Origin of the sequence: Desulfosporosinus sp. OT, from assembly GCF_000224515.1 — a bacterium.
Lineage (GTDB): Bacteria > Bacillota > Desulfitobacteriia > Desulfitobacteriales > Desulfitobacteriaceae > Desulfosporosinus.
Window position 1 is genome coordinate 1 of sequence record NZ_AGAF01000004.1, and the last position, 14,229, is coordinate 14,229.

Sequence of the window (14,229 nt, forward strand, 5' to 3'; positions counted from 1 at the left end):
AAAGGAGAGAAGCTTATGAGCGGAAGATATTATGTAATTGATAACCGAAACCAAAAATCAAATGGGAACTTCAAGGCTGCCACTAGAGAAACTGCTACTATCTTCTATTTAAGGACATCAAACAACTATCCTGCTGCAAAAGAAGAGCGAGAAGATCCGAAAAGAGCGATTATTTCGGTGAGTATAATCATCGCATTCTTATTCTTCTATACTATTATTGTTATGGTTTCAAATTATATTAAATAAACTTTAGGAACACCAAGGCAGGTCCCATCCTCAAAAAATATTTTATGTGCTCGAAACGGCGGAAGGATTACCTCTCCGCCGCTTTTATGTTTACTCTTTGGTTAGTAATGTAACTTTGAATACACCTTTTCCCAATGCGCTTTCCACAGCAACATCACCCTCGTTCCTCATAGGGCTTATCTCTTCGTTTATTGGCTTGTCGAGGCAGGAACATATTTTAGTAGGCAACATCCTGTTCAGTGCCTCTTATGGAGAAGGCTATTTATTGGCTAATCTACCTTAAAATACTCAAATACATCGCGTATACGCTATAATGGTATTAAGAAAAAAGTTGAAAGCGAGGAACGTACCATGATAATCATTTCTAGCCAACAATACCGCGACGATAAGGTAACCGAATCCAAAAAAACAGAATTAAATAATTGCTCAGAGTTGGTCCTTACTGTGTACGCAGTTGGGTTTGATGATTTGTACATCTTGCACGATGGACATCACGTGCGCGAAGCAGCAATAAAGCTTGGCATACCTGTTATCTACAAGTGCATTGATCACCCAGAAGGTCTAACCGGTGAAGATCTACTAGAACAAAGTTGGAAAGACGGTGATTGGTATTATATCGCTACTGGCGATTTCGTTTGGCGATAAGGAAAGTTCCTCAATCATTTTCTGCTGTCGCAATTTATTGAGTGTTCCCCAACTCGTTCAGTAAATGCTCTAAAGGCCAAACGCCTAGTGACTACGCAGTCGAAAGGGGTGTTTAGTGTGCTTAAGAAAATCTTCAATTCATCCATAACCTGGTTATTTATATCATTTCTTCTTATAATTGTATGTACAAAAATATTTATGATAGCTACGGAGCCTAAAGATATTCATTATCATTACTATGGGATAAAGTACAGTATTGAAGACACTTCGTTATTTGAGAAGACTGAAATTTATATCGATGGGAAAATTAATAATAGCTTATTCGGTAAACCAAATGAATTCCTTGGGAAAATAAAAATCGGAGACAAGGAATTCGATTATTCGGCTTATCCAATAAAATTTAGTAATGAGAATTTAGCTCCTCTAGAATCATCAGATCATTATGGAATGATCTCCATCGATAAAGGGTTTCAACGATTAACTGTTGACATTCATAAAAGAGTTGGAAATGGAAGTTACATTTCATGTGGTTGGATGATATCAGCCCCATGTAACAAATATCACTGAGGCAGTAAAAATAAATGCTGAGCTAATCCCTGATACAATCAGAAAATTTATATAGTTCTACTTGACCAACGCTAGGCTTCGGCTTCAAGAAAGAATTTTTAAAAAACCGTCTATTGTAACTTGAGTTCCTCTCTCACTTAGCTTTTTTAAGATAGTTATCTAAGGCCTTCTGAGTCAGCTGTGCAGTTTTGTGATCCCCTACACCATTCTGGATTCTCACAGCCAGTGCCAAGAAATCAGCACATGTTTGAAAGTATCCACCGAGTTTAGCATAGATCCCCACGATAGTTACGATGTCTGGTAATTTTTTTGCTAACTCCTCGAAGTCAACAGAGTTTTCGGCGTTGTCCACTTGGAGTTTTAGCTGTGTGAGCATTGCACCAGTCTGTTCTTCCAATTCTTTAACAGCATCTCCACTCGTCCCAAGAACAACATGAGCAACACCCTTCATATAGGTGATGACTTTTTCTCTATCCTCGACTTTGAATTTTTTGCCAAAATATTGAGTCATTTTTTTCTTGACGTTTTTAGTCGTTCCTTGATCTTTGAGCAAGGCCAAAAACATCTTTACCGTATATGGACTGCTTTCCAGATCAAACAGGACAGTATCCATGTCGATGCAGTTATCAAGTAATAACTGTTTCACTTAATTCCCTCCTTGTTAACTTAGGTGTGGTCACCGGTCCACACTCCAAATAATCCTGAGTCCCTCATAATATTGCTCTCATTGAAGTAAACCCTAGGCCAAACCTAGAGTTCTCAGCAATTAATCGTTATTCTATAACATTATATATTCAACATTTATCGGCGTTACCCTGCAAATAATGAGTACTTACAATGTTAAATAGGACCCTAAAAAGATGCCCATTATTCGACATCCACTAAATAACACACTAGTAATATTGTCTCGAGATAAGCAAAAGGCTCCCACCGCGTCCGTTGAGAGCCGAGTTAAGGAGATATTCACTACAGAGGTATCTTACCCCAAGTCTGGTTAAGTAATACGTGAAGTGGCGCAGGATTGTATGTATATAATAAAAAAATGCTCCCACCGTTTCCGATGAGGGCGAGTAGGATGAACATACATTATATATTATGCTTAAGTCCACACCATTTATGAAAATGAATAGAACAAAGAAATACGCCCATCTTTTAGATGTAGTGTCATTCGATTTTCTTCAAAAACAAATGAGTTATCAATAATAAAATTCTTCTGTTAATACTCTCCAAACCATGCCAATATTGCTTCCAATTAAACTACCAATAATTGAGTATCATATTTAGCAAACCTAACAATATTACCAATTCGAAAGTATTTACCTTTTACCTCCACACATAAAAAAACACCCAGCCATGGAAGCTGAGCTAAACATTAACTAAATTAGGACTTGCAATTACAAAAAAAATCCCCTCGCTAGGAGGGGGAGCGGAGGAGGAGCAAGAATGAGAAAACTTTATATTAACCGTTAACTTAACGGATAATCGTCTGATGTATTTACTTAGACTTTTGTTAGTCTGCGCACTCATCAACATCTGGCAAAGTCCTAAATATAGTGGGAATCATACCGATCACCACTAATATAATAATCAATTTCATTTTATGTACAACTCCTTTCTTACATAGTTTCGCAATGCTTGTTCTTTGTATTTATTATAAATCATAATTTCTTCTTTTGCATGAACTTTGTGTGAAGAATATGTGAAGACTTATATTGGAAACCCGCCAAATAAAGGAGTTAGACCCTACACTGCACTGCACTGCACTGCACTGCACTGCACTTAAGTCTAACTCCTTTCTAGATCGTCATCTTGACATGTACCAGATCTCTGAAAAGAAAAAGAATCCCCAGCAACGAACTGCCAAAGACTCTGCCCTCTCTGCTATCTTTATACGAGTAAGATCATTGGTTATAAATCTCGATATCAAAAGGATCTTCTTTTTATTTGAAAAAATTTATGCAATCTTTTAAGTATTCTAAGGTTAGGTGATAAATCTTGGTCGATAGTTACTTCACCATTTGGCCCTATGGACCATTCTTTGTCTTTAATTAGATAAAAACCAGGAAACATCATTTCCTCTGGTGTAAGTGCTACTGCACCGGGTATCGGCCTATTTGGGGAATATACAATACCTAATTCTTCATGCCACGTCCATCCAAGCTCGTCTCCAGACAGATATTCCCACAGTTCAACCTGCTGCCAAGCTCCTGGAGCTGATGGTGGGTTTCCTTGAACCATAGGATCAAAGCTCTTGCTCCATTTTCTCTCGATAAAGACGGTATCTTTTTGTTCCCAACTAAAAGTGGTTGGTGGCGTACCCTCTAGAAAGGCTTCCCAATTATCTAATGTTCCTTTAAATGTACGTGCTTGTGCGTCATATCCGTATTGATCAGTTTGGGCAAAAGCAGTACTGGGGAAAACAACCACCATAGATAAGATCAAAACAATGAAAAGAAATTTACTTTTGATTTTCACTTGTTACCCTCCTTTCTATATTTATAAAATATGGCAATTCCTGAGTTCCTGTCCGCGAGATTGAAACCGATTGGATGGGATTTTTAGAACATTAACTCAAGATATCTTATATCATCTCATAACTTCGTTGCGAAATAAGGGGAACCTTGTCCCTCAAAAGCAAAAAGCTCCTTTAGCATCTAGTTGCTTACAATCAATAATCGGTCTCTAAACACTCTTGTTTCCGCAGGAGTGTTTAGAGACCGATCCAACCTGTTTTAAGCCCAAGTTTTTGTCTAGGAATTGAGCTAACTCATATCTAGTTCTGGCCATATCCTAAAATAGACTGTTTACTGGAACTACACATCCTGGTCCATCATTAAGTAGGGAATTCACCTGCGACGATACCCCATAAGCAATCATCCCTTCCGCTGGAAATGGTGTTAACAAACCTTTAACATCATGGCTAGAAGTTACACACTCATCCAGCCACACTGACTCCATATCCGGTGGTAATATGACGGGCATTCGATTATGTATTGGTTCAATTAACTTATTAGGCGTTGTCGTAATGATCGTACATGAGTTTATCGTTTGACCCGCAGGTGAAAGCCAAGAATCCCACAGACCTGCAAAAGCAAAGGCCCCGCCGTCTTGTCTTATGATTCTATAGGGCTTCTTGACTCGACCTGCCTTTTTCAATTCGTAGAAACCATCTGCCAAGACAAGACAACGCTTTTTCTCAAAGGACTTGCGAAAACTCGGTTTTTCCTCTAAGGTCTCCGCCCGGGCATTGATCAGTTTATTTCCGATGCTCTCATCTTTAGACCAATAAGGTATCAGTCCCCACCGAAACATAACTAAACGGTTGCCGCCATTATTCTGGATTACCACGGGAACGGCTTGAGATGGGGCAATGTTATAACGTGGCTCAAACTCAAATTCAAGTTGAACTAGACCAAAACGTTCTTTGATACCATGTGGTTTAGAAAAAGAATATCGGCCACACATCAAGCTTTCACCCTTTCCACAGGATGCATATTCCGATTTACCTGTACCCTAATCCAGTACCACGATTCAAGGCCGCAGAGACCCAAAGTGCTTAAGATTCTTTAATTATAGGCTTCAATCGTCTCACTCAAAAGCTTGAGTTGACCGTTACTTACAGTCCACACTGATTTGGCATTGGCAACCCCATTCACGTGGGCACCAACCGAAATCATCTGAATACCATGCAACTCATATATACCGTCCTTGTTATCATCCTCTGGGTTCAGTAGTCCATAGCCGTCAATGAGTACGAAGGGATCTTTTAATAATTCACCTTTTTCATTGTATATACCAAGACTTTGGTAATCCGTTGATCCTTTATTCAGATCAATTGTAGCTATATACCCAGTGTTTTTATCACTAACCTTCAGAATAAACCCGGGAAGGCATTGGGTCTCAAGAGCGAGTCCATCATTCAACTCTTTTTGGGGGACAATCAAGGTTATTTGTCCATCTTTATAACTCATAAGGCTGAACTGACTCACTCCTCCGCTCCCTCCGGTAGCAATAGAAACAAAAATATCGTTATTTTTGGTATTGGTAAAGCTACCAATAAAGAGCTTGGGCATAAATCCGTAATCTACTATCGGAGTTGCTGAAAACTTATCTGTAAGACCGTCCTTCACTGCAACTTTAATATTTTGCACAGGACTGAAATCATCTTCCCTCTCACCATAAAGCACGACATCATCCAAAGTACCATCGCCGTTAGCATCAACCCTCTGGCTGTCAAAAATAAACGTCTGATCTGTCGTCTTCAGGCCCTCCTGAACAAACTTAGTCCCAGGTTCAAAAGCTGAAGATGGTTGGACATCCGTTTGATCAGTCGTTTTAGGAGATGATTCGCTCATTTTTTGAACGGTAACTGCATTGACGGTTCCCAACGAGATAACCACACCTATCACAATTATAAGTGCCAATTTCCTAACATTTTTCATCATTCTTCCCTCATTTCTTTACTCTGATCTTAGGTATTAGTAAAATCCGTTGTTCAAAAGGTAGTTTGACCACTTTACTCGCATAGACTCTGAATTTTTACAGGAATTTTGTTTGTTATGTAGAAGTGTAATATATATTGTGCTTTGGATAAATACTTTTAAGTATCTATATAAATAACTAAGGAGGCCCTAATGGAACAAGAAAAATTTGCTCACAACAACGGTTTTGAATCCTACACCGCGATGGTAACAGCAAGCATAGTAATTTTCCGAAACAACGGCTGTGAATGGCTTATCACACCTACCAATCTTGGATATTTAGCCTGGATAGATAAGTTCTTAGATAAGCCTTTGGGCTATTTTGATACAGTACGAGAAGCTAGAGATGAGATATGGGATTCTCATCCTTCCTAAAAGATACATCCAAGCACAATTTCTTCTATACTTTTCCCTTAGGTATCAAGCTTACCCAACCCCATTTTCCACATTTAGGACACTTCACATATTTCCTTCCCATTATAGGAATAGACAAAATGGCTTTTAAAATTGGTAGATCAAATTTCCCTTGACACTTTCCGCATTGATATTCAAAATATCTCGTTAACCAATTTTGAATCACAAAGGAAACGACTAAAAGTAAAATTGCTAGAACGTATCTTATCATAAACTCATCTTCTTTCTATAGCTTATCTTCTTCGTTGTTTTCTACAGCAACCGTTTTCCTATGCGTTAAACCTTTACTCATCTTCATACCCATATTACGTAGCATTCAACGCGTTTTCCAACTATTCCTCCCATAAAATAATATTTCATGCAGAAACATTATTCACCGAACGCTTTTTTAGATAAAAGTGTTCGGTGAATAATGTTCATCTTCAAAAAGATTACCATGAAACGCCGGAAAATTCATCAAGATGAACAAATAGTTTAGTAGGAGTGACTTTATTTTATAATTTAAATTTGAAGAAATAGAACACTAAAACAATCCAATCCCCTCTCATAAGAGAGGGGATTGATAATAGCGCAATTACTGCTTCAATATTTTTAACTTTGACGATGCTAATTGACGACTTCTAATTTTTTTTTGGCGTCGTTGGTAATCGGATACTGCACAGCGGAAGCGGTCTGATCGAAGTAAGAGTTTACGGAGTAACTCCAAGGGATTAACCTCCTTTACAAAAGGCCTGGTTTTGGGAAACCACTTTCTATTGCGAAGATTTCCTTTCATTTGCGAACATACTCTGAATTGCGTCTTCTTGAGCCTGTGTTATGGTTCCTGCTGTTACGAGGCTATCAAAGACACTAGTAAATCCACCTTTGTCGTCATTCTGCTCTCCACCATTTCTAGGCTCAGCGCCGGGTTTTGCTGCTTCAAGAGCTGTTTGAATCGCATCCTCTTCAGCCTGTGTTATGGTTCCTGATGTTACTAGACCATCTAAGACGCTTGCAAAGTCTCCGGGGTTCGCTGTTTTGAGGGCTGTTTGAATCGCATCTTCTTCATCTTGTGTTATGGTACCTGCTGTCACAAGGCTATCAAAGACACTAGTAAATCCGCCTTTGTCTCCATTCTGTTCTCCACCATTACTAGGCTCAGCGCCGGGTTTTGCTGCTTCGAGAGCTGTTTGAATCGCATCTTCTTCATCTTGTGTTATGGTACCTGCTGTTACCAGACCATCTAAGACGCTTGCGGATTCTGCGGGGTCTGCTTCATTGAGGGCTGTTTGAATCGCATCTGCTTGAGCTTGAGTTATAGTTCCTGCTGTCACAAGGCTATCCAGATTATTTCCAAATCTGCCGTGAGCTCCGTTCTCTTGGCCACGGTTCATCGGTTCGCCTGTTGGTTTTGCTGCTTCAAGGGCAGTCTGAATGGCATCTGCTTGAGTTTGTGTTATAGTACCGGCCGTTACTAGGCTATCCAAATTGTTTGCAAATCCTCCTTTTGCCGTTCCTGACTGAACCCGAGAAGCGAAGTTCTGAGTTTGTAACTTGCTAGTACTTGTCTGATTTGCATAAACGCCTGTTGCAGATAAGAGTGTTGCCATTGACGCCAGGATTACGATTGATTTTACTTTTTTCATTGTGCACAACCTCCTTAAATTTTCGATCCGTGAACAACTATTCATTGGAAAGCGAGGCAAGTCTTTATGTAGCAACCTAGTTGTCGGTGAAGACTTACGCATTGGATATTTGCCTAGAAGCAACGTTTTCCAATTGACATAGAGTTTCTGAGAACAATATTATTATGCAATATCAATCTGAATCAAAGCTGAGACCTACCTGAATGTTTACTGAAGCTCATCTGAAATTTTTCTGAAAAACATTTGTCTCATCTTTAGTCCCACCTATCTCAAAAAACAATTTAGGCCACCTGCTGGAAAGCTAGGCGGCCTTGTGTATCCTGCATTTTATTAAAACGCAATAGCACCAGTATCCAGGCGATAAGGACACTGGTGCTATTTCTCATAGAACCTCATAACTCAATAAATCAGATGACGTTTCTTGCTTGCGAAGCGTAAGCGTGCCATGAAAAGACTCTCTGAGCAATTCACATTGTGCTTACACGAATTACTCCTCTTCTGATCGGAACGATAATCCCAATTCTTTAAGTTTATATTCCACCTCTTCAAACGACTTGCGCCCAAGGTTACGCACTTTGATCATGTCTTCTTCTGTCTTTTGGGTCAAATCTTCAACTCTGTTGATCCCTGCCCGTTTCAAGCAGTTATATGAACGAACAGACAGGTTAAGGTCCTCTATCAACATGTTCAAAACTTTATCCTTGGATTTTTCCTCATTTTCCACCATAGTTTCAACATCTTCGGGTTCGTCAGTGAATCCCATGAAAAGACTTAGGTGATCATTCAGGATTCTGGCCGCTGTACTGATTGCTTCCTCAGGCAAGATACTGCCATTAGACCATGCTTCAAGAGTTAATTTGTCATAGTCGATAACTTGACCAACCCGTGTAGCTTCTACTAAGTAATTGACCTTATAAATCGGAGTATAAATGGAGTCAATGGGAATAACTCCGCTGACATCCTCTGGCGTCGTATTTTTGTCTGCTGAAATATAACCCTTGCCTCGTTTTACCGTTATATCCATAAATAAGCTGCCATCTTTATCCAAGGTGGCTATTTTCATGTCTGGGTTCAAAATCTCAATATCCGGATCAGTTATGATGTCTGCAGCCTTAACTTCCCCTTCCCCCTGAGCTTCTAGGCGAATAACCCGAGTTTCGTCCGTATAGCCTTTTAGGGCAAGAGACTTTAAATTGAGAATTATGTCTGTAACGTCTTCTAATACACCTGGAATCTTTGTAGACTGAGAGAGTACCCCTTCGATTTTGACCGATGTCACAGCAGATCCAGGTAGAGAAGATAACAAGATACGCCTTAGAGAATTCCCCAAGGTAATCCCATATCCCCTTTCAAGTGGCTCAACAACGAATTTTGCATAGCAATTGTCTTCAGAACGTTCAATACACTCGATTCTTGGCTTCTCGATTTCTAACAGCAGAATGCACCTTCTTTTCCCTATTTCTAATTACTTAAGAAATTATATTTTATAAGAGACTGAATTACAGCAATCCAAAAGAGAAGCATATTAACCCCTTCCCAGATTAGCACAATCCCTTCTTCTTAAAATTATAGCCTAAAACTTAAACTCTTAAAAGGTAACCTGACAAAGCTATCATTTTTTCCACGCCAAACGCCTCAAACGACAGGTTGATTCACTGGTTATTAATTTCTTAGCGACAACTTCTCCATGACCTTCGCTTTATCCTGCTCAAACGACTGTATATTCTTGTCGTATTCGAGCTCTTATGCAAGAGGATGGGATTCGGGTAGTTTAAGTTTACTTAAGGATTCGTTTTCACTTCCAATGGTTTGGGGAATCGGACAAAAAAGGTAGTTCCATCTGGACCAGTCGTAAGTTCTATTTGTGCATTATGCCTATCAGCAATACTATAACACATAGGCAAGCCCAAACCCGTGCCATTTTCTTTAGTCGTAAAAAATGAGATCCCAAGTTTCAAAACATCTTCCAGCTTAATGCCAGTTCCTTCATCCTTAAAACTTAGAACAATGTTTTGCCCTTCCATAAATGTGTTAATTGTAAGACACCCATCTAAGGGCATTGCTTCTAAGCCGTTACGGGCAAAGTTTAACACCAGTTGAATAATTTCATTGGTGTTAATATCCAGATTAGGCAAATCTCCTGGTTCAAAAACACATTTCTTGCCTTGGGTATAGGCATCTGCTTCTAGTAAGGGAAATAGGTTAGCTAGTAACTTGTTTAAGCATTGTCGTTTCAACTCTGTTGGTTTATTCTTGGCAAGGGATAAAAAATCGGTAATTATCGAGTTTGTTCTATCGAGTTCCTCTATCATCAGGTCAAAGTGACCTTTGTAAGTATGTAAGTCGGTTTTACTCTGCAGCATTTGGAGAAAGCCTCTTATTGTTGTCAACGGATTTCGAACCTCGTGTCCAAGACCGGCTGCCAATTGGCCGATGACGTTAAGCCGTTCTAGTTTTGCAACTTCCCTTTCCATCGTCTCTCTTTTCTCAAACTCCCTCTTCAGCTCCTCAGTTCTCTCCTCAACCATTCTTTGAAGATGAAGACGATGGGCATTCAACTCTCGTTTCATATGAACAATTTGGGTAACATCATCGAAGGTACAAATTGAACCTATTATTTCACCGCTATCATTTCGTAGTGGACTTGCATTGAAGATGCCGACCTTTGAGATACCGTCCGGCCATATTAATTCATATTCTTCACCTGTAACTTCCTCTCCCAACCAGGTTGCCCGTTGAATGGGCAGTTCCTCAGGTTTTACTAATCGACCATCACGATAAACCTTGAATTGAGGAGGGGGAGAAGATGAGGAAGAGAGACTTTTCCAAGCTTCAATTCTATAAAATCTTGCCGACACCGGATTATGAACTATTTCACGACACGTAACATCAGTTGCAACAAAAAATCCCCCAGGCATCAACTCTGGAAGCTTGTATGATAACATGTTACTCTGTTTTAAAACTCTTACCACTGAATCCAACACTTTAAAACCTCCATTTAAGTACCAATACAAAACATCTTGTACCTTCGGGTGGTTAATCAAAGCCATCTACTAAAGTCCTACTGAGTTTAATCCCAAGGTTGAGATCTACCTACATAGAAGACCAGTAATTTCCTTGGCATATTTTACAATACTTCTACGAATACTGAGTAAAATCCTTTAAACATGGCCTTTATAGAACTCAGCAAAATTATAATAAAAGTTGAACCCATGCCCCAACAAGAGGCTCGTTAACCCCAAATAAGGGCTATAACTCTAGAGAACAACGGGTTCACTTGAGAGATGCAAACTAGCAATTCACGCATCTTAAAGCAATCTTATGATCAAAGTAGTATCTTCACCAAACATATTTCTTTGTATTTTCGGAAATACTGATTAGGAAAATATTAAGGAGGCGGTTTTTTTGAGTAATAAAGATGAAGCTAAAAAAAGTGTTTCAGCCAGTGAATTAGAACAAATTAAAGATAAATTTCCCGAGATGGTCAAGAAATTTGACGATGTCAAAAAACAGGCTTATGAACCTCAAATACAAGGACTAGGGCAAAATCATGGACAGCAGGCTCATCAACAAGGACAAGGACAAACGAGTTAATCAGTTCCATATCATACCTAAAGGAGAGCTTATCGGCTCTCCTTTTTCTTGTAAACACTAAGAAAAGCCCCCACCGTTTCCGATGAGAGCCAAATAAGGAGGTTAAAGAGGAGAAAAAATTCATGTCGAGGGATGTTATGCCTCAAATTCAATAATCATGCTAATTTGGGATATTTGGTAATATATACAAAGAAACAAATAATTATTGTTGCCCAAGTCTAGAAACAAATTTACAAATTGTTCCACATTCTCCACGCTGTGCATATTATGAATTATCTCTTAACAAAGGAGGAAATGCAAATGGCATTTGGTGGAGCTGATGGAGCTGCTTGCGGTTGTGGAACAGGGCATGGCGTTGGTGCCGGTATTGCTGCAGTTGTCGTGATTATTCTTCTGCTTATCGCAATGGGAATAGTATTCTAGATATAGAAAGGTGGAACTTCTTATGTACGGAATGGGTTATGGTGGAATGAGCGGAGCATGCTGTCCTGCTCCTGTCATGCCGGCTGCCGCTTATGGATGTGGTGGCGTTGGTGCAGGGGTTGGTGTGGGCGTTATTGCTATCGCTATCTTAATTCTTATCGCTTTGGGCGTTATCTTCTAAGCAACACTCAGTTAAAGGGCTATCATCTGAAAAGATGGTAGCCTTTACTTTTCACTGCCTGCCAAGACTTGTCACACTTGTCCTCTCTTGTTCATAAAATGCCCTAAGGAAGTGAGTAACAGTGTTATTACGTTGTCCAAATTGTCAGAGCATGGACCACTTAAGTAAGTGGGTTAACTGCACTGCGAAAACCTTAAAAATCAATATTCTTTCAGCTGCGAAGAATCCGGTTTATGTCTGTCCGAAATGCAAAAGTTGTTCACCTAGGGCTAGTATTCCACGCATTAGCCATTAGAACATCGCTTATCTGTTGAAGGAGCATGGACCGAGTAATTTCGGTCCGTGTTTTTTTAGCATTTGGCCCCTTGTCTCTGTCCTTTCCGATTAATCACTGTTGGGTGAGCCAACTGAGTCTTACTTGTGTGTTCTTCTAATTCATTATCATCTCTACTTAAGACATCAGACAACAATCTATGATCATGAAGTAGGTTGATTAAGATGCGCTCATCTTTTGTCTGGGTAGTTCGGGCATTGGTTAGAATACTTAGAGGCCGATAAATTGGTAAATCCTCAATCTTTAAGATTTTAAATGTTTTCTGCTCGCATTCCCGACTGACGGTTAAAGAGGAGATAATTGTTATGCCAAGCCCTGCCGAAACCAGTTGTTTAATCGCCTGAGTACTTCCCAATTCCATCGTTATATTCAATTCGTTCGGATCTAGCCCTCTCTCTTTCAGGGCCATCTCCATTACCTTGCGAGTTCCAGAGCCATCCTCACGTGTTACCAGTCGCTCATGGGGAAGTTCAGCTAAGTTAATGCTATCCCTTGACGCCCAGTGGTGAAAATGAGGAATTGCAACTACCAACTCGTCTTTCCAGAAACTCTCTACATTAAGATCTTTGTGCGAGGTGACTGGCCCTTCGATTAGACCAATATGTATTTTTTTCTCTAATACATCCTGAGAAATTGATTCAGTATTAGCGATTTTTACTTTAAAGTCCACGTTTGGATGAGTCTTGTGCAGATAAGCAAGGATGTTGGGAAGAACATATTCTCCAATCGTTAAAGTTGCACCGAGATAGATCAGTCCTCTTTGATTTTTGGTAAGGGCACCAATCTGTTCTTTGGCATTCGAAAGAAGGTCTAAGACACTTCGAACATGAGTATAAAAAATTTGGCCTTCTTTAGTCAACGTAACCCCCTTATTAGAGCGATCGAAAAAACGAGCACCATACTCGTTCTCCAGATTTTGAATCTGTAAGCTAATACTGGGCTGGCTCATGTGAAGCTTCTTAGCCGATAAAGTAATATTTTTGGTTTCTACAACATCTTTAAACACGAGAAAGTGTTGTTCCATGATGCATCTCCCCTCCTAGATCCTCTATATCAAAAATAGCACTCTCCAATTCGCACGTGTGTTTTCGCCTTCCTAAATAGTCATAAACAATCCAAGAAAAATAAAAAAAGTTAGCGCGTAAAAACGGCCCCAATAAAAACAAAATATTGTTTGAATAATCTAATAATATTATATTTTTGGATTATTTTCTATAATGTATTACTGCAATATTTTACATTTCATGTAAAATGTTTAAATATTAAAGTTATGCTTGCTCAAAATAATTTTCAGGTTCGCAAAAATACTGTGAAATCTTTTAGGTTAGACTCCCGTTTAAATTTTAGCTATTCAGAATCCACCGAATTATCTTGCAATTACTATGCCAACTCGTTGTGATTTAGATTCTAGATCTTCTCTCTTCTCCTGTGCCGGATGTTGTAGACCTTTTTAACCTTATAAATCCCCTAAGAATGATAACTCTTCAAATGTACACGTTTATTTACACTTTTAGCCTACAGAACTCGCAACCCACCTTAGCCCTGACTTCGCATTTATGTCAACGAACGGATACATGTGCTAATTGGTTTGCAGCTTCACAACTCCCCATTATGGATGATTTCATACTTTTCTTCTACATGAGTATACTTCTTTTAGACATAGAAAAGCTCCCCTCCTAGTAAACAGATTTTTATCATTTAACCTGTCTACCTTTAGGG

At 39.3% G+C, this 14,229-nt stretch carries 16 protein-coding genes; 8 read left to right on the top strand and 8 right to left on the bottom strand.

The genetic code is table 11. The features are described from left to right. The 4 genes from DOT_RS00155 to DOT_RS00165 form a co-directional block, all read left to right on the top strand. On the top strand, positions 1-246 hold a 246-nt coding region (locus DOT_RS00155), incomplete at its 5' end, for a hypothetical protein (RefSeq protein ID WP_242833728.1). A gap of 46 nt (positions 247-292) precedes the next feature. Next, entirely contained in the window at positions 293-529 is a 237-nt protein-coding gene (locus tag DOT_RS30090) for a hypothetical protein (protein WP_009612731.1), read from the top strand. Positions 530-690: 161 nt separating this feature from the next. Continuing rightward, positions 691-891, top strand: a complete 201-nt coding sequence (locus DOT_RS00160) for a hypothetical protein (protein WP_009612732.1) — start codon at positions 691-693, stop codon at positions 889-891. A gap of 117 nt (positions 892-1,008) precedes the next feature. Beyond that, positions 1,009-1,458 (top strand): hypothetical protein, encoded by a 450-nt coding sequence (locus DOT_RS00165; RefSeq protein WP_009612733.1) that lies wholly within the window; start codon positions 1,009-1,011, stop codon positions 1,456-1,458. A gap of 133 nt (positions 1,459-1,591) precedes the next feature. On the opposite strand, the gene DOT_RS00170 is transcribed toward DOT_RS00165, so the two are convergent. The 4 genes from DOT_RS00170 to DOT_RS00185 all read right to left on the bottom strand — a co-directional run bounded on the left by DOT_RS00170 (position 1,592) and on the right by DOT_RS00185 (position 5,900). After that, on the bottom strand, positions 1,592-2,104 hold the full coding sequence (locus DOT_RS00170; RefSeq protein WP_009612734.1) for a hypothetical protein: 513 nt from the start codon (positions 2,102-2,104) through the stop codon (positions 1,592-1,594). A 1,277-nt stretch (positions 2,105-3,381) separates the two neighbouring features. Next, the gene (locus DOT_RS00175) at positions 3,382-3,933 is read right to left on the bottom strand and encodes a hypothetical protein (RefSeq protein ID WP_009612735.1); all 552 of its coding nucleotides are present in this window, start codon (positions 3,931-3,933) and stop codon (positions 3,382-3,384) included. A 315-nt stretch (positions 3,934-4,248) separates the two neighbouring features. Then, positions 4,249-4,923, bottom strand: a complete 675-nt coding sequence (locus DOT_RS00180; RefSeq protein WP_009612736.1) for an SOS response-associated peptidase — start codon at positions 4,921-4,923, stop codon at positions 4,249-4,251. 101 nt (positions 4,924-5,024) lie between these two features. Next, the gene (locus DOT_RS00185) at positions 5,025-5,900 is read right to left on the bottom strand and encodes a hypothetical protein (RefSeq protein ID WP_207637021.1); all 876 of its coding nucleotides are present in this window, start codon (positions 5,898-5,900) and stop codon (positions 5,025-5,027) included. Between the two features lie 192 nt (positions 5,901-6,092). Between DOT_RS00185 and DOT_RS00190 the strand changes: the two genes are divergently transcribed. Beyond that, on the top strand, positions 6,093-6,314 hold the full coding sequence (locus tag DOT_RS00190; RefSeq protein ID WP_009612738.1) for a hypothetical protein: 222 nt from the start codon (positions 6,093-6,095) through the stop codon (positions 6,312-6,314). Positions 6,315-7,105: 791 nt separating this feature from the next. On the opposite strand, the gene DOT_RS00200 is transcribed toward DOT_RS00190, so the two are convergent. The 3 genes from DOT_RS00200 to DOT_RS27580 all read right to left on the bottom strand — a co-directional run bounded on the left by DOT_RS00200 (position 7,106) and on the right by DOT_RS27580 (position 10,962). Next, positions 7,106-7,978, bottom strand: coding sequence for a hypothetical protein (locus DOT_RS00200; RefSeq protein WP_009612740.1), 873 nt, complete (start codon positions 7,976-7,978; stop codon positions 7,106-7,108). 487 nt (positions 7,979-8,465) lie between these two features. Further along, positions 8,466-9,413 carry a DNA-directed RNA polymerase subunit alpha gene (locus tag DOT_RS00205; protein ID WP_040410822.1) on the bottom strand — a complete coding sequence of 316 codons (948 nt, stop codon included), beginning with the start codon at positions 9,411-9,413 and terminating at the stop codon, positions 8,466-8,468. Between the two features lie 346 nt (positions 9,414-9,759). Beyond that, the gene (locus tag DOT_RS27580) at positions 9,760-10,962 is read right to left on the bottom strand and encodes an ATP-binding protein (RefSeq protein ID WP_050809793.1); all 1,203 of its coding nucleotides are present in this window, start codon (positions 10,960-10,962) and stop codon (positions 9,760-9,762) included. Positions 10,963-11,383: 421 nt separating this feature from the next. Here DOT_RS27580 and DOT_RS00215 point away from each other — a divergent pair, with 421 nt between their 5' ends. From DOT_RS00215 to DOT_RS30915, 3 genes are all read left to right on the top strand, one after another. After that, positions 11,384-11,572 carry a hypothetical protein gene (locus DOT_RS00215; protein WP_009612743.1) on the top strand — a complete coding sequence of 63 codons (189 nt, stop codon included), beginning with the start codon at positions 11,384-11,386 and terminating at the stop codon, positions 11,570-11,572. Positions 11,573-11,872: 300 nt separating this feature from the next. Further along, complete coding sequence (locus DOT_RS32200; RefSeq protein ID WP_009612745.1) at positions 11,873-11,995, top strand: hypothetical protein; 123 nt, start codon at positions 11,873-11,875, stop codon at positions 11,993-11,995. Positions 11,996-12,017: 22 nt separating this feature from the next. Next, a complete protein-coding gene (locus DOT_RS30915; RefSeq protein WP_009612746.1) occupies positions 12,018-12,176 on the top strand; it encodes a hypothetical protein in 159 nt (52 codons plus the stop codon). Positions 12,177-12,526: 350 nt separating this feature from the next. Here DOT_RS30915 and DOT_RS00225 read toward each other — a convergent pair whose 3' ends face one another. Further along, positions 12,527-13,534, bottom strand: coding sequence for a LysR family transcriptional regulator (locus DOT_RS00225; RefSeq protein WP_009612748.1), 1,008 nt, complete (start codon positions 13,532-13,534; stop codon positions 12,527-12,529). Between the last annotated feature and the right edge of the window lie 695 nt (positions 13,535-14,229).

Coding starts and splice junctions, on each gene's coding strand:
- DOT_RS00180 (WP_009612736.1), bottom strand. CDS start 4,923: ATGTGTGGCCGATATTCTTTTTCTAAACCACATGGTATCAAAGAACGT.
- DOT_RS00190 (WP_009612738.1), top strand. CDS start 6,093: ATGGAACAAGAAAAATTTGCTCACAACAACGGTTTTGAATCCTACACC.
- DOT_RS00225 (WP_009612748.1), bottom strand. CDS start 13,534: ATGGAACAACACTTTCTCGTGTTTAAAGATGTTGTAGAAACCAAAAAT.
- DOT_RS30915 (WP_009612746.1), top strand. CDS start 12,018: ATGTACGGAATGGGTTATGGTGGAATGAGCGGAGCATGCTGTCCTGCT.
- DOT_RS00200 (WP_009612740.1), bottom strand. CDS start 7,978: ATGAAAAAAGTAAAATCAATCGTAATCCTGGCGTCAATGGCAACACTC.
- DOT_RS32200 (WP_009612745.1), top strand. CDS start 11,873: ATGGCATTTGGTGGAGCTGATGGAGCTGCTTGCGGTTGTGGAACAGGG.
- DOT_RS00185 (WP_207637021.1), bottom strand. CDS start 5,900: ATGAAAAATGTTAGGAAATTGGCACTTATAATTGTGATAGGTGTGGTT.